Below are 23,657 nucleotides of genomic sequence, written 5' to 3' on the forward strand. Positions count from 1 at the left end.
CGTCGTTAACCGGCCATGCGCTATACCCTGCCCCGCTAGCAGGCCGCTTCGGGAGACTGAACCCACCGCGCGCCATCAAAGGACCAGATTGCACACAAGCCGCAATCACCGGTGAGACAAGGCTGACCCATGTGCAGCGTCCGATAAAAGCTCGGGCGGCGCCGCCTTTCCCTTTCCCCGCAAGGTGGGTTTTCAACCCACTATCCTCACGAGAAATAGACATCCGCCGCAGCAATCACCTGCGCGCCTTTCGGCGTGCGCAGGATCAGGTTTCCGGCCTCGTCGATGCTCTCGAACGTGCCGGTAATTTCCTCGCGTGACGTGCGGGCGGTGATGACCTCCCCCAAACGCGCGGCGCGTTTCAACCAGTTCTCACGGATTTTGGCAAAGCCTAGTTCGGCAAAAATCGCCTCTTCCGTAGCGAAATTTGCCGCCAGCGCATCCAGAAACGCTTCGGGACGCACAAGCTCCCCATGCTCGGACAAGGCGGTTGGCGGGAAAGAAGCGTCCTGAACGCCGTCTGGCACGGCCGCCAGGTTGACACCGACACCAATCGCTAGCCAATCCAGCCCTTGTGACGTGCCCATGCTTTCCAGCAAAATGCCCGCGACCTTGCCACCGGACAGCAGCACGTCATTGGGCCATTTCACCGCCAGCTTGGTGCGATCCACATGCAGTGCCAGCGCCTCGAACAACGCATTCGCTGCCATGAACGAGCGCAAAGCCGCATCCGCCGGACCGCCCAAGGGGCGCATCAGCAGTGTCGCGGCCAGATTACCTTCGGGGTTGTGCCAAGCCCGCCCTTGCCGCCCACGAGCCGCAGTTTGGTGCCGCGCCATGATCCATGTCGGACGCTTGAGTTGCGGCGCAAGCCGCGCAGCCTCGGCCATGGTGCTGTCGACCTCATCAAGAATGATGCGGTCGACGCCTTCTGGCCAAATCGAACTTTGGGGCTCAGTTGACAAGCGCACCTGCGGCGGCCATCGCCAGACCTTCGATGCCGAACAGGTTGATCACACCCAGCACCATCACAGCCGCCGAGCCGACCAGCAGCAGCCAGTTGATCATCGGCATGGAGCCGTTCAGTGCGTCGCGCTCTTCGCCGAAATACATGTAGTAGATCACACGCAGATAATAGAACGCGCCGATAACCGACGCGATCACACCAGCCACAGCCAGCCACGCCATATTGGCGTCGACAGCCGCTTTCAACACGTAGAACTTGCCGAAGAAGCCCACCAGCGGCGGAATACCTGCCAGCGAGAACATCAGCACCAGCATTGCCAGCGCACGCGTCGGCTCTTTCTTGGAATAGTTTTGCAGCGCATCGATATCGGTGACGGGTTGGCCGTCTTTCTCCATCGACAGGATGAACGCGAAGGTGCCGATATTCATGGTCACATAGATTGCCATATAGATCAGCATCGCCTGCACGCCTTCGGCCGTGCCAGCGGCCAGACCCATCAACGCAAAGCCCATATGGGCGATCGACGAATAGGCCATCAGACGTTTGATGTCGCGTTGGCCGATTGCGGCGATGGCACCAAGGAACATGGAAACCACCGACAGGAAGGCCACGATCTGGCTCCAGTCTGCAACGGCACCGCCAAAGGCGTCATGCACGACACGGGCAAACAGACCCATCGCGGCCACTTTTGGCGCGGTGGCAAAGAAAGCTGTAATCGGTGTGGGGGAGCCTTCGTAGACATCCGGCGTCCACATATGGAACGGCGCTGCGGACACTTTGAAGGCCAGACCTGCAACCACGAAGACCAAGCCGAACAGCAAGCCCAAGGAGATTTCGCCAGCCGTGACGGTCGAGAAGATGCCAGCAAACAGCGTGGTGCCCGCGTAGCCGTAAACGAGCGATGAGCCGTACAGCAACATCCCCGAGGACAGCGCGCCCAGCACAAAGTATTTCAGGCCCGCCTCGGTAGATTTGGCTGAGTCGCGGCGCAAGGAGGCAACGACATAAAGCGCCAAGGATTGCAGCTCCAAACCCATATACAGTGCCATCAAGTCACCCGCAGACACCATCATCATCATGCCGACAACGGACAGGGCGACAAGGATGGGATACTCGAACCGCAGCAGGCCCTGACGTGTCATGAAGTCTTGGCTCAGCAGCAGGATCGCAGCGGCGGATAGCAGGATTGTCACTTTGGCAAAGCGCGAGAACCCGTCATCCACGAAGGCCCCGCCAAAGGCAGTGTTCACGCCCTCGCCACTGGCCCCGATCCAAGCGGCCAACACCACGAACACGAGGCTGGTGCCCCACAGGATCAGCGGTGCCGCTTTGTCCTTGGTCGTATAGACCCCACCCATCAGCGCCAGCATGGCGAAAACCGCCAGCAAGACTTCGGGCAGAACGATATTCAGGTCAGCTTGGATCATCTTATCCGTCCTTAGTGTCCGGCCACAGCCGTGGTCACGCCGCTGTCCAGCAACGCGGTATCATAGTTAGAGACAAGCGCCTCGACGCTTGGCCCGATCAGGTCCAGAACCAGCGCAGGGTAGACGCCCAGCAGGATCGTCATCACAACCAGCGGCGCGAAAATCGCCTTCTCGCGGCTGGTCATGTCAGTGATCGACTTCAGGCTTTCCTTGATCAGATCACCCATCACCACACGGCGGTAGAGCCACAAGGCGTAAGCCGCCGACAGGATCACACCGGTCGTGGCGAGCATCGCGATCCATGTGTTCACTTGGAACACACCCATCAGCGTCAGGAATTCCCCGATAAAGCCGGAGGTGCCAGGCAGGCCGACATTGGCCATGGTGAACAGCATGAAGATCAGCGCGTAGGCAGGCATCCGGTTGACCAAGCCGCCATAGGCGTCGATCTCACGGGTGTGCATACGGTCGTAGATCACACCGACGCACAGGAACAACGCGCCAGAGATGAAGCCGTGGGAAATCATCTGGAAGATCGCCCCGTCAATGCCCTGCTGGTTGGCCGAAAAGATGCCCATGGTCACATAGCCCATGTGCGCGACCGAGGAATACGCGATCAGCTTCTTCATGTCGGACTGCGCAAGCGCCACCAACGAGGTGTAGATAATCGCAATGGCCGACAGCCACAAAACGTAGATGCCCAAAATCTCGGAACCGACTGGGAACATCGGCAGCGAGAAGCGCAAGAAGCCGTAGCCGCCCATTTTCAGCAAGATCGCAGCCAGCACCACAGATCCTGCGGTCGGCGCTTGCACGTGCGCGTCTGGCAACCAGGTGTGGACCGGCCACATCGGCATCTTCACCGCGAAGCTGGCGAAGAACGCGAGGAACATCAGCGTCTGCATCCCCCCGACCACGGTGACACCCGCGATGCTAAAGGATTCGGAGGCAAAGGTGTGGGTCAGCAGGGTTGGGATATCTGTGGTGCCAGCATCCATATACATGGCGATCATGGCGACCAGCATCAGCACCGAACCGAGCAGCGTGTAGAGGAAGAACTTGAACGACGCATAAATGCGGTTCGCCCCGCCCCAGATGCCGATGATCAGGAACATCGGGATCAGGCCCGCCTCGAAGAACAGGTAGAACAGGATCATGTCCAGCGCACAGAACACGCCGAGCATCAGCGTTTCAAGCAGCAGGAACGCGATCATGTATTCTTTCACGCGGTGCTTCACATCCCAACAGCTGGCAATGACCAGCGGCATCAGGAACGTCGTCAGCAACACAAACGTGACCGAGATCCCGTCAACGCCCATCTTGTATTTGAGGCCCAGCAGCCAGTCGCGCTCTTCCACAAACTGGAAGCCGGTATTGGCAGCGTCAAACCCTGTGTAGATGAATATCGACAGCAGGAACGTCACGCTCGTGGCGATCAGCGCAAACCACTTGGCATTGCGTTGGGCCGCTGCGTCGTCGCCACGCAGGAACAGCGCAAGGATCAGCGCCGCGACCAGTGGGGCAAACGTGATAATGGAAAGCAGGTTGTCCATTATTCGACACCCCCGACAGTTGGGCCGCCGATGGCGAACCATGTGATAATCAGAACCACGCCAATCACCATGGCAAAGGCGTAGTGGAACATGAAACCGGACTGCGCGCGACCGGCAAGGCGCGTCAGGAACGGCACGGCACCCATAGCGACCCCGTTGATCGAGCCGTCGATGACGTTGCCATCCCCACGGGTCCACAAGAAGTTGCCGAGCCATTTCGCAGGGCGAATGAAGATGTAGTCATACAGCTCGTCGAAGTACCATTTGTTCAGCAAGAACTGGTACAGGTGCTTCTGGTTGGCCGCCAAACGACCGGGCAAGCTTGGGTTCTTGATGTAGAACAGCCAAGCGGTGCAGAAGCCCAGCAACATCGCGATAAACGGCGCGACCTTCACCCAGTTGGGGGCATGGTGGGCGTTGTCCATCGTGTGGTTGTCGGGACTCATGTAGATGGCACCTTGGCCTGGCAGCGCCGCGTCGCCAGCGCCACCGGCCACTTCTTCGCCGTGACCCTCTGCCGCTTCTTCGGTGCCAGCGGCGACAGCCGCCATGCTCAGCGTGTCGGGATCAACCAGCGCGTGTTGCTCGCCTTGGGTGATGCCGAAGAACTTCTCGACGTCGTGGTGATCGCCAAAGAACGGTTTGAAGAACACCATCCCCGAGAAAATTGCGCCGATGGCCAGAACGCCCAGCGGCACCAGCATAACTTTCGGGCTTTCATGGGCGTGCTCATGCGTGTGCTTGTCACCGCGTTCGGTGCCGTAGAACGTCATGAACATCAAACGCCATGAGTAGAACGAGGTAAACACAGCCGCGATGACCAGCAACCAGAACGCATAGCTAGAGCCACCGCCCCACGCGCTCTCGATGATCGCATCTTTGGACAGGAAGCCTGCAAAGCCGATATGGGTCAGCGGGATACCGACACCGGTGATCGCCAGCGTGCCGATCATCATCGCCCAGAATGTAAACGGAATCTTTTTACGCAGGTTGCCGTAGTTGCGCATGTCCTGCTCGTGGTGCATCGCGTGGATGACCGAGCCGGCCCCAAGGAACAACATCGCTTTGAAGAAGGCGTGGGTCAGCAGGTGGAACATGGCAACCGAGTAGACGCCGACGCCAGCGGCCACGAACATGTAGCCAAGCTGCGAACAGGTCGAATATGCGATGACGCGCTTGATGTCGTTTTGTACAAGACCCACAGTCGCGGCGAAGAACGCTGTTGATGCGCCGATGATGACGATGAAGGTCTTGGCCTCCGGCGCAAACTCGATCAGCGGCGACATGCGGCAAACAAGGAAGACACCGGCCGTCACCATGGTCGCCGCGTGGATCAGCGCGGACACAGGGGTCGGGCCTTCCATCGCGTCCGGCAACCACGTGTGCAGGAACAGCTGTGCCGATTTGCCCATCGCACCGATGAACAGCAGGAAGGCCAGCAGGTTCGCGGCGTTCCAGTCAGCCCAGAGGAAGTGCAATTGCGTTTCTGCCAGCTCAGGCGCGGCGGCGAACACATCGGAGAAGTTGATACTGTCGGTCAGGTAGAACAGCCCGAAGATGCCAAGCGCGAAGCCGAAGTCACCTACGCGGTTGACCACGAAGGCCTTGATCGCGGCGGCGTTGGCAGACGGCTTTTTGTAATAGAAGCCGATCAGAAGGTAGGATGCGACACCCACGCCTTCCCAGCCAAAGAACATCTGGACCAAGTTGTCGGAGGTCACCAGCATCAGCATCGTGAAGGTAAAGAACGACAGGTAGGCAAAGAAGCGGGCCTTGTAAGCAACGCCTTCACCGAAGTTCTCGTCATGGGCCATGTAGCCGAAGGAATACAGGTGCACGAGGCTGGAAACCGTTGTCACCACGATCAGCATGATCGTTGTCAACCGGTCCACGCGAATGGCCCAGGATGTGTCCAACGTGCCGGACTGGATCCAGCGCATGATTTCGATGGTTTCCGTCGTCCCGTCAAAGGTGAGGAAGACAATCCAGCTCAGCAGCGCGGACAGGAACAACAGTCCGGTAGCAATCACGCAGCCCGCCTGCTCGCCGATGAACTTCCAGCCAAAGCCGCAGATCAATGCGCCGATCAAAGGACCAAAGAGGATGATGGTTTCCATAGTGACTTAGCCCTTCATCACGTTGACGTCTTCCACGGCGATGGTGCCGCGGGTTCGGAAGAAGCAGACCAGAATGGCCAGCCCGATCGCCGCCTCAGCCGCCGCGACCGTCAGCACGAACAAGGTAAATACCTGCCCCGCGAGGTCGCCAAGATAGCTGGAAAAAGCCACGAAGTTGATATTCACCGCGAGCAACATCAGCTCGATCGACATCAAAATGATGATGACGTTCTTGCGGTTCACGAAGATGCCGAAGATGCCAATGACGAACAGCGCCGCCGCTACGGTGAGATAGTGTTCAAGTCCGATCATTTGGCGGCTTCCTTCGAGATGGTCTCAGATTTCTGTCCGAAAAGGTGCATCACAACCCCTGCCCCGGTTTCACGTCTTTCAGCTCCATCTGCTTCGCAGGGTCGCGGTAGATTTGGCTGAGCACGTTCTGGCGTTTGATGTCAGGGCGGTGGCGCAGGGTCAGCACGATGGCGCCGATCATGGCGACCAGCAGGATCAGGCCCGCCGCTTGGAACAGATATATGTACTTGGTGTAGATCAGCTGGCCCAAGGCCGCGGTGTTCTGGGTCTCTTCCAGCGCAGGGGTCACGGCGTCGCGCAGTGATGCCGCGTTTTCAGCGCCTGTCCAAGTGCCGAAGACCAGCGCCAGTTCCATCAACAAAATAACGCCGATCAGCCCTGCCAGCGGCACAAACTTGGCCAACTCGCCGCGCAACTCCGCGAAGTCGACATCCAGCATCATCACCACAAACAGGAACAACACAGCCACCGCGCCGACATAGACGATGATCATCAGCATGGCGACGAATTCGGCACCCAGCAGCACGAACAGCCCTGCCGAGGACAGAAACGCGAGGATCAGCCACAGCACCGAGTGCACGGGGTTGCGAGAGACCACGACAAACAGCCCCGCGGTCACAACCGTGATGGCAAAAAGGTAGAATGCAAAATCAGCGAAGCCCATCAGCTTTTTCCTTCTCCGTCCAGCACCTCGGTCGCAAGCTCCATCGCTTTCGACATGGCTGGAACACCGCCGAACATCGCGGCTTGGGCGATGGTTTCGGCAATCTCTTGTTTCGTTGCACCCGCCTCGACAAGGTGGCGCACGGTGATCCTGATTTGGGATTCTGCCTGAGCGCCCTGAATCGTCAGACCCGACAGGGTCAGCAACAGGCGCGTCTTGGCATCCAGTCCTTCCGGGCTCAACCCCTTACCCATGAATTGTTCCATCATCTCGGCAGACATGGTGGGCATCATGTTCTCGAAGCCTTTGGGGGTAAACGCCTCCAATGCAGGGTTCATGGTCTTCGCCATATCCTGGCCCATTTTCATCATGGCCTCGAAGGGGTTATTGGGGTCAGACATTAGCTTCTCCATCTTCGGGGTACATAGTAATTTCGAACGTGCCATCACCGGTTATTTCGATCCATTCGCCGGGATTGCGATCCTTGGCAGCTGCGACCGAGCTTTGAACCTTGGACGTGATCTCCAGAAACTCGGAGCGCGTCGCAAGCTCGCCTGTCATGGTGCCATAAAACGGGCTGGAATCGTCCGTGATCACGGCGAGCGCTTTCGCCGCCAGATCAACCACGCCATCGGTATCGCGCAACTCTTTGGCAAGCGGCGTGACGGCGCGCATCAGCTTTTCGTCAAGAACGGACGGCATCTCGCCATGGCTGACGGCGACCGCATCCGCTGCGACAACAGCCGTGATCACCTGTCCTTCATACATGTCCCGTGTGACACCTTCCGAGACGATCACGCCGTTGCTCTCCGACAGGACAGCATCAAGCGTGCCGATGGCAAACTCGGCGCCCATGTCTTCGATCATGTCGACCAAGTCATCCAGAATGCTGGGGTCAAAGGGATATGTGGCGTGGGTGCTCATCTGTAAGGGGCATCCAGTTCCAGATTGCGTGCGATTTCGGATTCCCAGCGGTCGCCGTTCTCAAGAAGCTTGCTCTTGTCGTAGAACAGCTCTTCACGGGTCTCGGTGGCGAACTCGAAGTTCGGGCCTTCGACGATCGCATCCACCGGGCAGGCTTCTTGGCAGAAACCGCAATAGATGCATTTGGTCATGTCGATGTCATAGCGGGTGGTGCGGCGCGAGCCGTCGTCGCGGGGTTCCGCGTCGATGGTGATGGCTTGCGCAGGGCAAATCGCCTCGCAAAGCTTACAGGCGATGCAGCGCTCTTCCCCGTTGGGGTAACGGCGTAGAGCATGTTCACCACGAAAGCGCGGGGACAAAGGCCCCTTCTCGTGCGGGTAGTTCACGGTCGCTTTGGGGGCGAAGAAATACTTCAGCCCCAGCTGCATGCCTTTGAACATGTCCATCAGCAGGAAGTATTTGGCACGACGGCCGAAACTCACGCTCATTTCATCTCTCCCGTAAGGCGGCGCGTCATGCGTCGGCCCATTTCATTTGGTAGTCGCTCTGCAAGGCCGATCCGCTCCGGATCTTTGCAGTCGTCTTTTCTATTTCGTAGTGCAGATACATCCGCCCTTCGGGGATCATTCCCTTCAAGCGCAACCTGCGACCGGTCTCAGCGGCGTCCGGAAAGTTGAGCGGCTTCGCTGTTCCCGGAATTTTGTGGATGCCCGCGCAGATATGCACGAGGCACTGGCATTTGCGTTTCCAGAACGTCCACACCAGCTCAGGCGAGAACTGGTACATCCCGTGCCCGACCCAGCCGTTCATGCCGTTCGCCGAGACAAAGCGTCCACCGGGCTTGAGCATCTTGTAGACGTTTTCCAGAGCCTGCGGGACGTTGAACACATGCTCAATCGTGCCACCGTCAAAGATAAAGCCGAACTGGTTGTGCAGCTTTGCAGGCACCGGCTCGTTCAGGTCTTGCTCGATCACAGGCCCTTCATAGGGCGCGTAATCCATCGTCTCGATCTCGCCCAGACCAAGGTTGCGGAACAGCGTCTCGGAATAGCCGTCCTCTTGCAGGAAGTGGAACCGCTTTTCGCCGATATTCGCGCGCCGCAGCGCCTTTTCGTAGGACTTGGCAAAGGGCGGCTCGATCTTGAACGACTGACGGCCCAGCATCAACGACCGGCCCGAAGGCCGGAAGCGAGTGGAAAGATCCACCAATTGCTGAAACAGGGTGCAGTCGACGCCCATGATCAATTAGCCCCCTACGACCCAGCGCGCATAAGCCCCGCCGAAAGCACCGTATTGCGCGAAGAATGCCACGATCACGACCCAAGCCAGCGACAGCGGCAGGAACACTTTCCAGCCAATGCGCATCAACTGGTCGTAGCGGTAGCGCGGCACGATGGCCTTCACCATGGCAAACATGAAGAAGAAGAACGCCATTTTGCCAACCATCCACAGCGGGCCATCTGGCAGGAACGGGATCGGGGACAACCAGCCACCGAAGAACAGCAGTGTGATCAGCGCGCACATCAGGAAGATCGCAATGTACTCACCGGCCATGAACAGAAGGAACGGCGTTGAGGAATATTCAACCTGATAGCCCGCAACCAGCTCCGATTCAGCTTCCGGAAGGTCGAATGGCGGGCGGTTGGTTTCGGCCAAGGCGCTGATAAAGAACAAGAAAACCATCGGGAAATGCGGCAGCCAGTACCAGCTGAAGAAGCCGTAATCGCCGTCCTGCGCGCGGACAATGTCACCGAAGTTCAAAGAACCGGTCGACAGCACAACTCCGATAATAATCAGGCCGATGGAAACCTCATAGGAGATCATCTGCGCCGCAGAGCGCAAGCAGCCAAGGAACGGGTACTTGGAGTTCGAGGCCCAGCCACCCATGATCACACCGTAGACTTCGAGCGAACCAATGGCGAAAACATAGAGAATGGCGACGTTCAGATCGGCCAGAACCCAAGTGTCGTTGAACGGGATGACCGCCCAAGAGATGATCGCAAGCACGAAGGCCAGCATCGGGGCCAGCATGAACACGAACTTGTCGGCACCTGCGGGGATGACGATCTCTTTAACCACGTATTTCAGCGCGTCGGCCACCGATTGCAGCAGCCCGAAGACCCCCACGACGTTTGGCCCCCGCCGCATCTGGACAGCCGCCCAGATTTTGCGGTCGCCATAGACGAGGAACAGCAGAGAAATCATCACAAAGGCGATCATTGCCAAGCATTGGGCGACGATGATCAGGGTGATCCCCAGTCCAGAAGAAAGAAAGTCAGCCATGGTCCCTCAAACTGTTGGTATGCCGGTTTCGGCACATTCTGCGACGGCCACTTCGGCGTCGATTGTTTGCAATCCGTCGGGCAGCGCAGCCGAGATGGTGTAAACCGCATCTCCGGCCCAAAGGCCACCCTCTTCCTGTACGTTTGTGCGCACATGGCGCGCAAATCCGAAGCCCCGGATCAGTGCATACTGCGCCGCGGCGCATTTTCCGTAGTCCGCCACATCGGCCTTAGTCCGCGCGCCCTTCATCCGCACCAGAAAACTGACGAGGTCATCGTCAAGCCGTCTGGTTTCAATGCCAAGATACTCCGGCGCAAAATACTCCTGCGGCGGGCCCTCGGTCGGGGTGCAGGCCGCTAACATGGCTGCCCCCAGAAAGGATATGCGCGTGCGCATGTCACGTTACTCCGCCGCCATCGCGGTACTGGCCCGCGCTTTGGCATTTGCCGACAGCTCGGCCATCAATTCAGAGGCGCGTGCGATCGGGTTGGTCAGGTAGAAGTCTGTCAGAGCAAGGCGGAAGTCGGCTTTGCCCATTTTCTTGGCTTTAAGCGGCGTCCACGTATTCTCCGGCACGACGTCAACGCCGAGCAGATGCGGAACCTCGGCCACCAGTGCCTTACGCAACTGCGCCAAGCTGTCATACGGCAACGCTGCGCCCAGTTCGGCGGACAAGGCGCGCAAGATGGCCCAATTGTCCTTCGCCTCGCCCGGGGCAAAGCCCGCACGCAGCGCCAGTTGTGGGCGGCCTTCGGTGTTGACGAACAACGCCTGCTCTTCGGTATAGGCAGCCCCCGGCAAGATGATGTCGGCACGGTGCGCGCCACGATCCCCGTGGGAGCCTTGGTAGATCACGAACGGGCCTGCATCGATGTCGACCTCGTCCGCACCGAGGTTGTAGATCACCTCTGCGTCCTTGATCCCGTCCATGCCAGCGTCGTTCACTGCGCCCACGTCCATTGCGCCTACACGGCCAGCGGCGGTGTGCAGCACCATGAATTTGGAGTTGGTCTTGCCAGCCAGCTCCATCGCATTGGCCAGAACAGCAGCGCCATCGGCCTCGGTCAAGGCGCCCATGCCAACGATGATGATCGACGGTTCGTCCAGAACCTTGTCGAACTTGTGGCTCAGCAGGCCTTCGAGCGCGGCGCGGTCGGTACCGACATGCGCATATTCATAAGTCAAATCAGCGGCTTCGCCGACCAGACCCACATTTGCGCCGTGGATCCAAGCCTTGCGGATACGAGCGTTGAGCACGGGGGCTTCGATGGCGGGGTTGGTGCCAATCAGCTGTATGTGTTTCGCACTGTCGATATCCTCGATACGCGCGGTTCCGACATAGGCCGAACGGTTGTCAGCAGGCAGCTTCGCACCATCGGTGCGGCATTCAACAACGCCGCCTTGGCCTTCGATCATCTGCTTCAGGGCAAATGCGGCTTCGACAGGAGCCAGATCACCCACCAGACCGGCCAGCTTCTTGCCTTTCATGGCTTTGGCCGCTGCTTCCAATGCTTCGCCCCACCCTGCTTTGCGCAGTTTGCCATTTTCACGGATGTAAGGCGTGTCCAGACGCTGGCGGCGCAGGCCGTCCCAGACGAAACGGGTTTTGTCGGAAATCCACTCTTCGTTCACGCCGTCATGGTTGCGTGGCAGGAAGCGCATGACTTCGCGGCCTTTGGTATCCACGCGGATGCTGGAGCCAAGCGCGTCCATCACGTCGATGCTTTCGGTCTTGGTCAACTCCCAAGGGCGGGCGGTGAAGGCGTAAGGCTTCGAGACCAGCGCGCCAACTGGGCACAGGTCAATGATGTTGCCTTGCAAGTTGGAGTTCAGTGTCTCGCCCAGATAGGAGGTGATCTCCGCATCTTCACCGCGGCCGGTCTGGCCCATCTGCGTGATGCCTGCGACCTCGGTCGTGAAGCGCACGCAGCGGGTGCAGGAGATGCAGCGGGTCATATGAGTTTCGACCAAAGGGCCAAGGTCCAGATCGTCCGTCGCGCGTTTGGGTTCGCGGTAGCGCGAGAAGTCAACGCCATACGCCATCGCTTGGTCTTGCAGGTCGCACTCGCCGCCTTGGTCGCAAATCGGGCAATCCAGCGGGTGGTTGATCAGCAGGAATTCCATCACCCCTTCGCGGGCCTTCTTGACCATGGGCGAGTTGGTTTTCACCACCGGTGGCTGGCCTTCAGGGCCGGGGCGCAAGTCTTTGACTTGCATGGCGCAGGACGCCGCAGGCTTTGGCGGGCCGCCAACGACTTCGACCAGACACATGCGGCAGTTGCCGGCGATGGTCAGGCGCTCGTGATAGCAAAAACGCGGAACCTCGACCCCTGCTTGCTCGCAAGCTTGGATCAGGGTCATCGCCCCCTCACACTCGACCTCTTTGCCGTCGATGATAACTTTCTTTAGGTCGCTCATGCGTTACTCCGCAGCCACTTGGCAGCCATGTGTTTTCCACATGGTCGCATCTTTCAAATAGTCCCAGCCGAAGGCGTCGGGGCTGTCGCCCTGCTCCCTCAGCATCTCAAGTCTTTCCAGCGCCTCGTCCAGTGTCGGTGTGTGCCCTTCCGGCACCCACCACATAACGAAGTGCATTTTGCCTAGCACCTCGAACCAGTCTTGGCGCTTTTCGTAGAATTTCTTGTGCAGTGTGCCCCAGACAAACGTCTCTAGGCTGGCCGCGTCTTCCCACACGGTCAGGTTCGGCACGTAAAGCGGATCGCCTGCAATCGCGTGTTCCGTTGCCCCCGGAGAGCCGGAGCCTTCCAGCATCCACACGAAACCGGGCATACGTTTTCCCAGAGTGTTGATCCGCTCGATATTGTCGATGAACTCGGCCACGCGCGGGTCACCCACTGGGGCGATCAGCTTGCCGACGTTCAATTCTGCCAGATGGTGTCCCTTCATTTCGGCACCTCCACCAGCAAGGACCCGATCTCGGTGCCTTCGGACATCTCGGCACGGCCAGCGGCGCAGACGGCATCACCCGACGCGCCCTCAAGCTGGTGCTTGTCCATGAAGGCCTGTTGCACGGCGCTCAGGCGGTCCTCGCCGCTTTCCATCTGCGCGGACGGATCGTTTGGATCAAACCCGTCGGCTTCCAGCTTACCCAGCAGCGCTTCGGAAGCTTGAACAACCGCTACCGGATCAACGCTCAACTCCGCGCAAGACAGAGCCAACGCTTGCGCGGCAGAGGTCGCCACAAGAGCAGACACGAAATAGTCGGGCATCATGCGCGTCTCGGACATCGCAGGCGCAGCCGCCAGACTGGCGGCAGCGGCGAAGGGTCCGAATTTCACTACGCTCGACATTCTCATTCCATTCTACCGCGCGATGCAACGCGCGTTGAACACCAGTTTGTCACCGTCTTGGGTGAAGGCCCAATCGTCACTTACGGAGCTGATCTGCCAGTCCGCATCAGACCCGCCAAAGTTCAGCAGGCAATATTTGGTTGCCTCGAACCGAACGCTTTCGCGCACCTCTTCGACGCCTGCACCGTTGTTAACAACCGCGATGCTGATATCGCGCTTATCCTCGCCAGAGGACAACTTGGCCTTGAACGGCAGCGCACGCTCGCTTTCGGCGTTGCGCGACTTGTCACGGCTCAGCAGCCCGCAAGAAGCAACGCTGAGAGACAGTGCTGTTATCAAGGCGATGCGGATCATGTTCTGAGCCCCGATCCGTCAATGACCTGATCGCTTTCCAGAACGCCTACGCAGAACACATTCACCGTCAGCAAGCCATCGGCACGGGTGCGAGTGTCCGGAATGGCGCTTTCACCGTCTTGGCACGCGATCTCCATCGCGCGGACAACAGCGCGGTTTTCGTCTGCCGCAGGGATCGCCTCGCCGTCTTTGTAACGCAGAACAACACGGGTCGTGTCACCCGCACGGGCTGCTTCGACGATGTCGATTGGTGGGCCTTTGGGCTTCTCGGTGACCGCTCCGGGTGGCACACAAGCGGCAAGCAAGGCCGCAACGGGGATCAGGGTCAGAGCGCGCATCATTCTGCCGCCACCGCCGACACACGGCCGGTCTTCTGATGCTTGATGCGGTCTTCGATCTCGTTGCGGAAGTGGCGCACCAAACCTTGGATCGGCCAAGCAGCGGCGTCACCCAAGGCGCAAATGGTGTGGCCCTCGACCTGCTTGGTCACGTCGAGCAACATGTCAATCTCTTCAACCTCAGCCTCGCCCGTCACCAGACGATCCATCACGCGCATCATCCAGCCGGTGCCTTCGCGACACGGCGTACACTGACCGCAAGATTCGTGTTTGTAGAACTTCGACAGCCGCCAGATTGCTTTGATGATGTCGGTGCTTTCGTCCATGACGATCACCGCTGCGGTGCCAAGGCCCGAACGTTGCTCGCGCAGCCAGTCGAAATCCATGATGGCTTCTTTTTCCATAATCTCCGCAGGCAGGCAGGGCACGGAGGAGCCACCCGGAATAACTGCTTTCAGGTTTGACCACCCGCCACGAATGCCACCGCAGTGACGGTCGATCAGCTCTTTGAAGGAGATCGACATCGCCTCTTCAACCACGCACGGGTTGTTCACATGTCCCGAGATCGCGAACAGCTTGGTGCCCGCATTGTTCGGACGCCCGAAGCTGGAAAACCACTCGCCACCGCGCCGCAGAATGGTCGGCACAACCGCAATGGATTCCACGTTGTTCACTGTAGTCGGGCAGCCATAAAGGCCAGCGCCCGCAGGAAATGGCGGCTTCATGCGCGGCATGCCTTTGCGGCCCTCAAGGCTTTCCAGCAGCGCGGTTTCTTCGCCGCAGATATACGCCCCTGCCCCGTGGTGCAGATACAGATCAAAATCCCAACCGGACTTGGCTGCGTTCGGGCCCAGCAGGCCGGCCTCGTAACATTCGTCGATGGCGTTTTGCAGCGCCTCTTTCTCACGAATGTATTCGCCGCGAATGTAGATGTAGCAGGCGTTCGCATTCATCGCGAAAGAGGCGATCAGCGCGCCCTCGATCAGCGTGTGCGGGTCATGGCGCATAATCTCGCGGTCTTTGCAGGTGCCCGGCTCTGACTCGTCGGCGTTGATCACCAGATAGGCTGGGCGGCCATCGCTTTCCTTGGGCATGAAGGACCACTTCAATCCGGTGGGGAACCCCGCGCCGCCACGGCCACGCAGGCCGCTGGCCTTCATTTCCTCAACGATCTTGTCGCGGCCACGTTTGATGATGGCAGCGGTGCCATCCCAGTGCCCACGGGCCATCGCGCCTTTAAGGGAGCGGTCATGCATCCCGTAAAGGTTGGTAAAGATGCGGTCCTTGTCTGCCAACATAGCTTTCGCGTCCTGTCTGCTCTTCATGTGCGGGTGACGCGCGCCTAACGTCTGGCGCGCCACACCCTGAATAAAACGACCAGCGCCCAAACGAACGCGGCCCCTGCCAAAAGGTCGAACAGGAAGGCGAACCGTGCGGGCCAGCCCAGCTGCCCCCCTATCGCCTGCGCCCCTATCCAGATCAGCATCGTGGCAAAAATTACGATCGCCGCCTGTCGGGCCTGTTTGACCATACGCGGGTCCTCTTGCGAGGGCCCGCTCATCGTTTAGTCACGGTTGAGGTCAATAGACCCCACCCTTTTTCACCTTCTTCGAGAACTCGGTCTCGCCGCCTTTGGCAAGAACCTTGGCCTGCTTCACCCATTCATCACGGGAAACGCGGCCTTTTACGCCCTCAAGGTTGTTGTCTGCCCATTCCACTTCCTTCTTGCGCCAGCTGGCAACCTGATCGAAGTGGTACACGCCTTGTTTGTTCAGCTCGCTTTCCAGCTTGGGGCCAACGCCTTTGATCTGCTTGAGATCGTCGGCACCGCCCGCGCGGGCTTTCTTCAGAAGCTCTGGTTTGCCATCGGCAGCCACCGGCTTGGCTTTCGCGGCTGGCTTGGCAGCAGTCGCAGCTTTCGCCTTTGGCGCGGCTTTGGCTTTTGGTGCGGCTTTGGGCTTGGCAGCAGGCGCAGCTTTTGCAGCGGCGGGCTTGGCGGCAGCTTTGGCTTTAGGCGTGGCTTTCGCCTTGGCCGCAGCTGGTTTGGCCTCAGCGGCTTTTGCCTTTGGCGCAGCTTTCGGCTTCGCGGCGGCTTTGGCCTTTGGTTCGGATTTGGTTGTCGCATCCGCGCCAGACGTGGATTTTGCGGCGGTTTTTGTCGCCGCTGGCTTTTTCGCCGCCGGTTTCTTCGCGGTAGGCTTCTTGGCGGCCGCTTTTTTGGCTGGGGCTTTCTTCGCCGGAGCATCGGCTTTCGCCTCTGCTTCGTATTTCCATTCGCCTTTGCGTCCAGCCACATCAGCCTCGCCCGCAAGTGCTGTGGATGGCTTCACTTTGGGCGCATCTTTCACGACAGCAGCAGCAGGTGCACCGCTTAGCGCTGCGGCAGCGGCGCCGGCTGATCCGGCAACCGGAGCAGAAGTGGTGGCCGCATCACTTGAGGCCAGTGGAGCGGCAGCCGTCTTGGCATCTGCTGCGGTGCTGGCATCCGGGTTCGCCGCAGGGGCGGAAGATACGTGCGCATCAGACCCTTTGTTGCAGAACGCCCATGGCAGCAAGAAGCCACCAACAAGCAGCGTGACCAACCCCCAGAACACCGCGGGCAAGAACCCGTGATGGCGCATCGACATCAAAACTGCGGCAACGAGCACGCCAGCAACCAAAGCCACCAGCCAGCACATTGTTTTGCAGCTTGAGCTGCCAGTATTATTCTGTCCCATATTTAGTACTCCCCGTCTGTTTCAGACTAGTAGACGCCGCCTTTTTTTACGCGGCTTGAAAATTCCGTAGTGCCACCTTTGGCGAGCACTTTGGCTTGCTTCACCCACTCGTCCCGGGAAACGCGGCCTTTAAAGCCTTCGAGGTTCTCATCAGCCCATTCCACTTCCTTTTTGCGCCAGGACGCGACCTGGTCGAAGTGGTAGACGCCCAGCTTGTGCAGAAGCTGTTCGAGTTTCGGGCCGACGCCTTTGATCATCTTGAGATCGTCCGCGCCGCCGGCACGAGCTTTTTTCAAAAGCTCCGGCTTGCCATCAGCGGCAACCGGCTTGGCCTTTGTCGCTGGTGTGGCAGCAGGCTTGGCCTTTGGTGCCGCAGCTTTGGCTTTAGGTGCGACAGAGCCCGTTTTCGGGCGTCCCACTTTCTTTGCATCAACCTCGGCTTTGGTCGCTTCGACCGCGCGTGGCGCGGCTTTCTTCGCCTTGGCAGCTGTTGGCTTGGCGCCCTTGTTGGCCGCACCCGACTTGGCTTTGCCGCCATGTTGCCACGGTGCCAGAAGCGGCACTTCGGTGCCGTCGATGCGTTTTACCGTGTCACCAATATCAGCCGCCAGTTGAACGGACGCGTTATATTGGGTCTTGCCGCTGTCGAATTCGGTCAGCGAGGTCAGGCCCTTGCGTGGCTCTGCGGCGTAGCGGCCGTTTTGCGAACCCGGTGTCGGGACATCGCCCTTGGCCAGCATGTCGATGATATCGGCCATGCTTTTGGCGGTCAGGTCTTCGTAATAGTCCTTACCGATCTGGGCCATTGGCGCGTTGGCGCATGCGCCGAGGCACTCGACCTCCTCCCACGAAAACTTGCCATCTGCGGACAGCTGGTGGGCTTTAGGTGCAATCTTCTCTTTGCAGACTGCGACCAGATCCTCCGCCCCGCAGATCATGCAGGAGGTGGTGCCGCAAACCTGAATATGCGCAACAGAACCAACGGGTTGTAGTTGGAACATAAAGTAGAAGGTCGCAACCTCAAGGGCACGGATATAGGCCATGTCCAACATATTTGCGATATGCTCGATTGCGGGACGGGTCAGCCAGCCCTCCTGCTCCTGTGCACGCCACAAGAGAGGGATGATCGCCGAGGCCTGACGCCCCTCGGGGTATTTGGTGATCTGCGCTTCGGCCCACGCGAGGTTGGCGGGGGTGAAGGCGAAGCTGTCAGGCTGGTCTGCGTGAAGTCTGCGAAGCATGGAGGTCTGAGGCCTTTATCTGTGCGTCAGGGGCAGCGCTTACGCGCAGGCCCCTACGGTGGAGCGGATACCGCCGCCGGCTTGCTCGATGGCTTGCAGCTGGGCAATTGCCTCACCCTGCACTTTGTCGAGCTTCATATCTTTCCAACCGGTGATGTTGCGAATTTCAGCATGGGTGATGCCGTCAAAATCAACGCAGCCAACCTGCGCCATAGCCGACGCGTAACGCGCCAGATCAACGTCATCGACGCTCAATTCGGGGGCGGGAAGGCAAGCGCTCAGGGTCATGGCACCTACGGCGGCGAAAGCAGTAAACTTTTTCATCGGTCAATCTCTCCAAAAACTACGTCCATCGTTCCAATAATCGCGGCCACGTCAGCAAGCTGGTGGCCTTTGCACATGTGATCCATAGCCTGCAAATGCAGGAACCCAGGTGCCTTGATTTTGGCGCGGTAGGGTTTGTTGGTCCCGTCCGCCACCAGATACACGCCGAACTCGCCCTTAGGGGCTTCGATCGCCGCGTAAACCTCACCTTCGGGAACATGGAAGCCCTCGGTGTACAATTTGAAATGATGGATGAGTGCCTCCATGGAGGTTTTCATCTCGCCACGTGTCGGAGGGGTCATCTTGCCCCGCGCCATCACGTCGCCCTTCTCTACCCGCAATTTGTCGATGCACTGGCGCATGATCGACAGCGACTGGCGCATCTCTTCCATGCGGCACAGGTAGCGGTCAAAGCAGTCGCCATTTTTGCCGACGGGAATCTCGAATTCCATCTCGTCGTAGCACTCATAAGGCTGCGCACGACGCAAATCCCATGCAAGGCCGGAGCCACGCACCATGACACCGGTGAAGCCGTAGTTGAGGATGTCATCCTCGGTCACGATCCCGATGTCAGCGTTGCGCTGCTTGAAAATACGGTTGTCGGACAGCAGCCCGTCAATATCGCTGAGCACCTGCGGGAAGGTCGTCGTCCATTCCTCGATGTCGTTGATCAGGTCATCCGGCAGGTCTTGGTGAACCCCGCCCGGGCGGAAATAGGCTGCGTGCAACCGCGCGCCACAGGCCCGCTCGTAGAACACCATCAGCTTTTCGCGCTCTTCAAAGCCCCAAAGCGGTGGCGTCAGCGCGCCCACGTCCAAGGCCTGCGTGGTCACGTTCAGCAGGTGGTTCAGGATACGGCCAATTTCGGAATACAGCACGCGGATCAGGGATGCGCGGCGCGGCACTTCGGTCTTGGTCAGTTTCTCGATGGCCAAGCACCAAGCGTGCTCTTGGTTCATTGGCGACACGTAGTCGAGACGGTCGAAATACGGCAGGTTTTGCAGGTAGGTCCGGCTCTCCATGAGCTTCTCGGTCCCACGGTGCAGCAGGCCGATATGCGGGTCGCAGCGTTCTACAATCTCGCCGTCCAGCTCAAGAACCAAGCGCAACACGCCGTGGGCCGCAGGGTGCTGCGGGCCGAAGTTGATGTTGAAGTTACGGATCTTCTGCTCGCCCGTCAGGGCGTCGTCGAATTTGCCACCGTCCATCATGCCGACACCTCAGAGTTTAGTTTAGGTTCCGACGTCGCGAAGGCCCAAAACAACGCGATTGCCCCGATTGCGGGTATAAACCCGACGAGTAATATCCAAGCATTGTAGCCGTGGCGGACCTGAATGACGCGCGCAGGAAATATATAGAGAAACGCAAACACCAGATATGCGCCTAACAAGATCATTTGGCTAAAGGGGTCGGCATTTGGAAACACGCCCAAACTCATTTCTTCGCCCCCTCTTCGGCTTTCTCGTCACCCGGCATGATGTATTCCGCGCCCTCCCATGGGGACATGAAATCGAACTGACGGTATTCCTGCACCAGCTTCACCGGCTCGTAGACAACGCGCTTTTCGGCTTCGTCATAACGCACTTCGACATAACCGGTTGTCGGGAAATCCTTGCGCAGCGGATAGCCGCGGAAGCCGTAATCGGTGAGGATGCGGCGCAGGTCGGGATGGCCGGAAAACAGGATGCCGAACATGTCGAAAATCTCGCGCTCGAACCAGTTTGCCGCCGGATAGACCTCGTGCAGCGATGGCACGATCTCGTCTTCGCGGATCGCCATTTTCACACGAATGCGGTGGTTCTGATACATCGACAGGTATTGATACACGACGTCGAACCGCGCGTCGCGGGTCGGGTAGTCCACCGCCGTGATATCCACCATGGTGGAAAAGCGGCAAGCGCGGTCGGTTTTCAGAAACTCCGAAAACGAAACAAGTGAGCTGGGTGCGATATGCACGGTCAGCTCGTCAAATGCGATCTCGGTGGACAGCACACAGTCAGGGCGCTTCAGCTCGATATGAGCTGCGAGTTCTTGAAGGGCAGCAGTCATCGAATGATATTCCCCGTCCGGCGGATTTTGCGTTGCAGCTGGAGGATGCCATACAGCAATGCCTCAGCCGTGGGCGGGCAGCCCGGCACATAGAGGTCAACCGGCACGATCCGGTCGCAGCCGCGCACAACGCTGTAAGAATAGTGGTAATAGCCGCCGCCATTCGCGCAGGATCCCATGGAGATCACGTAGCGCGGCTCTGGCATCTGGTCGTAAACCTTGCGCAGGGCCGGGGCCATCTTGTTGGTTAACGTGCCGGCCACGATCATCAGGTCCGATTGGCGTGGGGAGGCGCGCGGCGCTGTGCCGAACCGCTCCATGTCGTAGCGTGGCATGGCGGTGTGCATCATCTCCACGGCGCAACACGCCAGCCCGAAGGTCATCCAGTGCAGCGAGCCGGTGCGCGCCCAGTTGATGATGTCTTCGGTCGAGGTGACAAGGAAGCCCTTGTCCTGAAGCTCGGAGTTCAACTGCGCGGTGGCGACATCTTTGTCCCAGCCCGCAGTGTTTGCGCCGGTTGCTACTCCCATTCGAGTGCTCCCTTTTTCCATTCGTAAGCGAAGCCGATGGTCAGCACCGCGAGGAAGACCATCATCGACCAGAAGCCAAGTAGCCCGACATCCTTAAAGGCAACCGCCCAAGGGAACAGGAACGCGACCTCAAGATCGAAAATAATGAACAGGATCGACACCAGATAGAACCGCACGTCGAACTTCATCCGCGCATCATCAAATGCGTTGAAACCACATTCATATGCAGAGACTTTTTCTGGGTCAGGATTGCGGACTGCGACAACAGCCGCGGCTAGTATCAACACCAATCCCAAACCAATGGCTATTGCCAGAAAAATGAGGATGGGCAGGTATTCGCGTAGAAGCTCGTCCACGTAAGTCTCCTTCTTGCCTGCTTGAGATGACTCACAGGACTTGTTGGCTGCCGTGATCTTTACGCCCGCGCGTGCAGGGGGTCAACCGATGGACCCCCTCCCTTGTCACTGAATAGTCCTAATTTTTGCAGCATCTGGCGCTGTAGTTTTAGCTGGCTTTTCGTGCAGCGCAGCAAGAGGGCTCATTTTGCCAACCTCAAAGCGCCGAGTCGCACGCCTACCCGAGCCTCTGCAAAAGCGCCTGAGAGGGATTGCCTGTGGCCTCCAACCCGACGCTACGCTGGTAGGCAGCGATGGCATTGCGGCTTTTCGGGCCAAGCACTCCATCCGCGCCGCCCGTGTCAAAACCCTTGGCAGTCAGACGCTCTTGCAGGCGCTTTCGGTCCTTGATGGTCAGTCCGTATTTATCCGGCCCGAACGGTGTCCGCAGGGGGCCGCCGCCTGCAAGGCGGTCGGACAGATGGCCCACGCCTAACGCGTAATTGTCTGAGTTATTGTAGCGCTTGATCGCGCGGAAATTCTGCCCCACCTCAAAGCGCGGCCCTCCCGGATCAGGCTGCAACCCGCCGGAAGTGACTTCGCGCCCCCAAGGCTGCGAGCGCTGCCAGCCGGATTTTGCCAGATAGGCGGCCGTCGACGCCAGCGCATCGGACGGATCGTCGGACCAGATATCGCGCCGCCCGTCGCCGGTGAAATCCACCGCAAACAGCTGATAGGACGTCGGGATAAATTGCGTGTGCCCCATAGCGCCCGCCCAAGAGCCAACCAAGCGGTTCGACGTGGTGTCGCCCGTCTGCAAAATCTTCAAGGCAGCGATCAGTTGCTTCTCGAAGAACGCCCCGCGCCGCCCCTCAAAGGCCAGCGTTGCGGTGGCAGACACAACCGGAACATTGCCCCGGCGGGTGCCGAAATTGCTTTCAACGCCCCAAATCGCGCAGACCACATTGGCCGGCACGCCGTATTTTGCCTCGATGGCGTTCAGGCGGGATCGTTCACGGGCAAAGGCTGCGCGGCCAGCTTTGATCTTTTCCTCCGAGGCGACGATAGCAAGGTAGTCCTCGAAGCTGCGTTTGAATTCGGTCTGGTTGCGGTCACGCTCGATCACCTCTGGCAAAAAACCGACGCCGCGCATTCCGCTTTGCAACGTGCTGGCGGTGATGCCTTTGGACAAGGCGCGCGTTTTGAAGTTGGCCACCCAAGCGTCGAAGGCAGGATTTGGCACAGTCCTCAACAACGGGTCCGCAGCGGTCGGTGCGGACACGCTGCCCCCTGTGCTGCAAGCCTGAAGCGCGGTGGCTCCGCTCAGGGCGATAAAATGACGGCGTGTAAACATAGGACTGCTCCCTCTCATGGGGTTGTTTTGCCCCTTGATAACGCATTCCGTCACACTTCGAAATACAGGTTAGCGAACCCAAGCCGCCTTTCGCTTGTCAAAGAATGCGGCGATGCCTTCCGCGCTCTCGGTGCTCTCCCAGCGGGTGACAAGCGCCTGAATGGAATGCTCCACCTCCGCCTGCCCCGGTGCGCCGCCCAGATGAAGCGCCAGCGCCTTGGCCTCGGCCACGGCCCCGGGAGCGCAGGACAGATAAGGCGTGATTTCGGCCTCAACAGCGGCGTCCAAATCGTCGGTTACGCCGGCGATGATGCCTAGGCCTTGCGCCTCATCGGCGCCGAAGACGCGGCTGGACATGAACACACGGCGCGCGTTGCCTTCGCCCATGCGGGCGATCACGTAAGGGCCGATGGTGGCTGGGATCAGGCCCAGCTTGGTTTCGGTCAGCCCGAACTTGGCATCGGGTGCGGCCAAGGCCACATCGCAGACGCAGGCCAGCCCGACACCGCCGCCAAACGCAGCACCTTCGATACGGCCAACCACCGGTTTAGGCAAAGCGTTCCACGCCCCAAGCATCGTAGCAAGTTTGCCCGCCTCGCGACCACGGGTGGCCGCATCCGCGTCGATCTGCGCACGCATCCAATTCAGGTCACCGCCCGCACAGAATAACGCCCCCGCCCCGCGCAACACCACCGCACGCACCGTGTCATCCGATGCGAGCGCTGCGGCGCAATCCGTTAACTCCGCAATCATCTCGCCAGACATGGCGTTGCGTTTGTCGGGGCGGTTCAGGGTGACCGTCGCCACGCCGCGCGCATCGGTGTCTGTCAGCAAGGTCTCATACATCGGCTCGTCTC

General features: G+C 59.2%; 29 protein-coding genes. All 29 read right to left on the reverse strand.

Annotation, left to right across the window (positions count from 1 at the left end):
* Nucleotides 1-206 precede the first annotated feature (206 nt).
* Nucleotides 207-965, reverse strand: coding sequence for a biotin--[acetyl-CoA-carboxylase] ligase (locus BM352_RS15085; protein ID WP_090220341.1), 759 nt, complete (start codon nucleotides 963-965; stop codon nucleotides 207-209).
* Nucleotides 955-2,394 carry an NADH-quinone oxidoreductase subunit NuoN gene (nuoN, locus tag BM352_RS15090; RefSeq protein ID WP_090218445.1) on the reverse strand — a complete coding sequence of 480 codons (1,440 nt, stop codon included), beginning with the start codon at nucleotides 2,392-2,394 and terminating at the stop codon, nucleotides 955-957. Before nuoN ends, BM352_RS15085 begins: the two co-directional genes overlap by 11 nt.
* Before the next feature lie 11 nt (nucleotides 2,395-2,405).
* Nucleotides 2,406-3,947, reverse strand: a complete 1,542-nt coding sequence (locus BM352_RS15095; protein ID WP_090218447.1) for an NADH-quinone oxidoreductase subunit M — start codon at nucleotides 3,945-3,947, stop codon at nucleotides 2,406-2,408.
* Nucleotides 3,947-6,064 carry an NADH-quinone oxidoreductase subunit L gene (gene nuoL, locus BM352_RS15100; protein WP_090218448.1) on the reverse strand — a complete coding sequence of 706 codons (2,118 nt, stop codon included), beginning with the start codon at nucleotides 6,062-6,064 and terminating at the stop codon, nucleotides 3,947-3,949. Before nuoL ends, BM352_RS15095 begins: the two co-directional genes overlap by 1 nt.
* A gap of 6 nt (nucleotides 6,065-6,070) precedes the next feature.
* Complete coding sequence (gene nuoK, locus BM352_RS15105; protein WP_089944285.1) at nucleotides 6,071-6,376, reverse strand: NADH-quinone oxidoreductase subunit NuoK; 306 nt, start codon at nucleotides 6,374-6,376, stop codon at nucleotides 6,071-6,073.
* Nucleotides 6,377-6,425: 49 nt separating this feature from the next.
* Complete coding sequence (locus BM352_RS15110; protein WP_090218451.1) at nucleotides 6,426-7,040, reverse strand: NADH-quinone oxidoreductase subunit J; 615 nt, start codon at nucleotides 7,038-7,040, stop codon at nucleotides 6,426-6,428.
* Nucleotides 7,040-7,441, reverse strand: a complete 402-nt coding sequence (locus BM352_RS15115) for a carboxymuconolactone decarboxylase family protein (protein ID WP_090218453.1) — start codon at nucleotides 7,439-7,441, stop codon at nucleotides 7,040-7,042. The genes BM352_RS15110 and BM352_RS15115 overlap by 1 nt, the downstream gene beginning before the upstream one ends.
* Nucleotides 7,434-7,964, reverse strand: coding sequence for a hypothetical protein (locus BM352_RS15120; RefSeq protein ID WP_090218455.1), 531 nt, complete (start codon nucleotides 7,962-7,964; stop codon nucleotides 7,434-7,436). The genes BM352_RS15115 and BM352_RS15120 overlap by 8 nt, the downstream gene beginning before the upstream one ends.
* Nucleotides 7,961-8,452, reverse strand: a complete 492-nt coding sequence (gene nuoI, locus BM352_RS15125; protein ID WP_090218459.1) for an NADH-quinone oxidoreductase subunit NuoI — start codon at nucleotides 8,450-8,452, stop codon at nucleotides 7,961-7,963. The genes BM352_RS15120 and nuoI overlap by 4 nt, the downstream gene beginning before the upstream one ends.
* Nucleotides 8,453-8,477: 25 nt before the next feature.
* On the reverse strand, nucleotides 8,478-9,203 hold the full coding sequence (locus BM352_RS15130; protein WP_090218461.1) for a methyltransferase domain-containing protein: 726 nt from the start codon (nucleotides 9,201-9,203) through the stop codon (nucleotides 8,478-8,480).
* A 6-nt stretch (nucleotides 9,204-9,209) separates the two neighbouring features.
* Entirely contained in the window at nucleotides 9,210-10,247 is a 1,038-nt protein-coding gene (gene nuoH / locus BM352_RS15135; RefSeq protein ID WP_090218463.1) for an NADH-quinone oxidoreductase subunit NuoH, read from the reverse strand.
* Nucleotides 10,248-10,253: 6 nt separating this feature from the next.
* Complete coding sequence (locus BM352_RS15140) at nucleotides 10,254-10,643, reverse strand: hypothetical protein (RefSeq protein WP_090218465.1); 390 nt, start codon at nucleotides 10,641-10,643, stop codon at nucleotides 10,254-10,256.
* A 6-nt stretch (nucleotides 10,644-10,649) separates the two neighbouring features.
* Nucleotides 10,650-12,665, reverse strand: coding sequence for an NADH-quinone oxidoreductase subunit NuoG (gene nuoG / locus BM352_RS15145; RefSeq protein WP_090218467.1), 2,016 nt, complete (start codon nucleotides 12,663-12,665; stop codon nucleotides 10,650-10,652).
* Between the two features lie 3 nt (nucleotides 12,666-12,668).
* Nucleotides 12,669-13,154 (reverse strand): DUF3291 domain-containing protein, encoded by a 486-nt coding sequence (locus tag BM352_RS15150; protein ID WP_090218469.1) that lies wholly within the window; start codon nucleotides 13,152-13,154, stop codon nucleotides 12,669-12,671.
* The gene (locus tag BM352_RS15155) at nucleotides 13,151-13,558 is read right to left on the reverse strand and encodes a DUF5333 family protein (protein WP_090218471.1); all 408 of its coding nucleotides are present in this window, start codon (nucleotides 13,556-13,558) and stop codon (nucleotides 13,151-13,153) included. Before BM352_RS15155 ends, BM352_RS15150 begins: the two co-directional genes overlap by 4 nt.
* 12 nt (nucleotides 13,559-13,570) lie before the next feature.
* On the reverse strand, nucleotides 13,571-13,912 hold the full coding sequence (locus BM352_RS15160; protein WP_090218474.1) for a hypothetical protein: 342 nt from the start codon (nucleotides 13,910-13,912) through the stop codon (nucleotides 13,571-13,573).
* The gene (locus tag BM352_RS15165) at nucleotides 13,909-14,253 is read right to left on the reverse strand and encodes a hypothetical protein (RefSeq protein WP_090218476.1); all 345 of its coding nucleotides are present in this window, start codon (nucleotides 14,251-14,253) and stop codon (nucleotides 13,909-13,911) included. Before BM352_RS15165 ends, BM352_RS15160 begins: the two co-directional genes overlap by 4 nt.
* Complete coding sequence (gene nuoF, locus BM352_RS15170; protein WP_090218478.1) at nucleotides 14,250-15,548, reverse strand: NADH-quinone oxidoreductase subunit NuoF; 1,299 nt, start codon at nucleotides 15,546-15,548, stop codon at nucleotides 14,250-14,252. Before nuoF ends, BM352_RS15165 begins: the two co-directional genes overlap by 4 nt.
* A gap of 44 nt (nucleotides 15,549-15,592) precedes the next feature.
* On the reverse strand, nucleotides 15,593-15,811 hold the full coding sequence (locus BM352_RS15175; RefSeq protein ID WP_090218480.1) for a DUF5337 domain-containing protein: 219 nt from the start codon (nucleotides 15,809-15,811) through the stop codon (nucleotides 15,593-15,595).
* Between the two features lie 19 nt (nucleotides 15,812-15,830).
* Complete coding sequence (locus BM352_RS15180) at nucleotides 15,831-16,967, reverse strand: NADH-quinone oxidoreductase subunit E (RefSeq protein ID WP_139229845.1); 1,137 nt, start codon at nucleotides 16,965-16,967, stop codon at nucleotides 15,831-15,833.
* A 26-nt stretch (nucleotides 16,968-16,993) separates the two neighbouring features.
* Nucleotides 16,994-18,208: an NADH-quinone oxidoreductase subunit E gene (locus tag BM352_RS15185; protein WP_090218488.1), complete on the reverse strand. Its 1,215-nt coding sequence runs from the start codon at nucleotides 18,206-18,208 to the stop codon at nucleotides 16,994-16,996.
* A 39-nt stretch (nucleotides 18,209-18,247) separates the two neighbouring features.
* A complete protein-coding gene (locus BM352_RS15190) occupies nucleotides 18,248-18,532 on the reverse strand; it encodes a hypothetical protein (RefSeq protein ID WP_090218490.1) in 285 nt (94 codons plus the stop codon).
* Nucleotides 18,529-19,740: an NADH-quinone oxidoreductase subunit D gene (locus tag BM352_RS15195; protein ID WP_090218493.1), complete on the reverse strand. Its 1,212-nt coding sequence runs from the start codon at nucleotides 19,738-19,740 to the stop codon at nucleotides 18,529-18,531. Before BM352_RS15195 ends, BM352_RS15190 begins: the two co-directional genes overlap by 4 nt.
* Nucleotides 19,740-19,970 (reverse strand): hypothetical protein, encoded by a 231-nt coding sequence (locus BM352_RS15200; RefSeq protein WP_090218495.1) that lies wholly within the window; start codon nucleotides 19,968-19,970, stop codon nucleotides 19,740-19,742. The genes BM352_RS15195 and BM352_RS15200 overlap by 1 nt, the downstream gene beginning before the upstream one ends.
* Complete coding sequence (locus tag BM352_RS15205; RefSeq protein WP_090218497.1) at nucleotides 19,967-20,581, reverse strand: NADH-quinone oxidoreductase subunit C; 615 nt, start codon at nucleotides 20,579-20,581, stop codon at nucleotides 19,967-19,969. The genes BM352_RS15200 and BM352_RS15205 overlap by 4 nt, the downstream gene beginning before the upstream one ends.
* A complete protein-coding gene (locus BM352_RS15210) occupies nucleotides 20,578-21,111 on the reverse strand; it encodes a NuoB/complex I 20 kDa subunit family protein (RefSeq protein WP_090218500.1) in 534 nt (177 codons plus the stop codon). The genes BM352_RS15205 and BM352_RS15210 overlap by 4 nt, the downstream gene beginning before the upstream one ends.
* The gene (locus BM352_RS15215) at nucleotides 21,102-21,467 is read right to left on the reverse strand and encodes an NADH-quinone oxidoreductase subunit A (protein WP_090218502.1); all 366 of its coding nucleotides are present in this window, start codon (nucleotides 21,465-21,467) and stop codon (nucleotides 21,102-21,104) included. Before BM352_RS15215 ends, BM352_RS15210 begins: the two co-directional genes overlap by 10 nt.
* A gap of 217 nt (nucleotides 21,468-21,684) precedes the next feature.
* Nucleotides 21,685-22,800: a lytic murein transglycosylase gene (locus BM352_RS15220; protein ID WP_090218504.1), complete on the reverse strand. Its 1,116-nt coding sequence runs from the start codon at nucleotides 22,798-22,800 to the stop codon at nucleotides 21,685-21,687.
* Between the two features lie 69 nt (nucleotides 22,801-22,869).
* Nucleotides 22,870-23,646, reverse strand: a complete 777-nt coding sequence (locus BM352_RS15225; protein ID WP_090218507.1) for a crotonase/enoyl-CoA hydratase family protein — start codon at nucleotides 23,644-23,646, stop codon at nucleotides 22,870-22,872.
* Between the last annotated feature and the right edge of the window lie 11 nt (nucleotides 23,647-23,657).

Source organism: Litoreibacter janthinus, from assembly GCF_900111945.1.
GTDB classification, from domain to species: domain Bacteria; phylum Pseudomonadota; class Alphaproteobacteria; order Rhodobacterales; family Rhodobacteraceae; genus Litoreibacter; species Litoreibacter janthinus.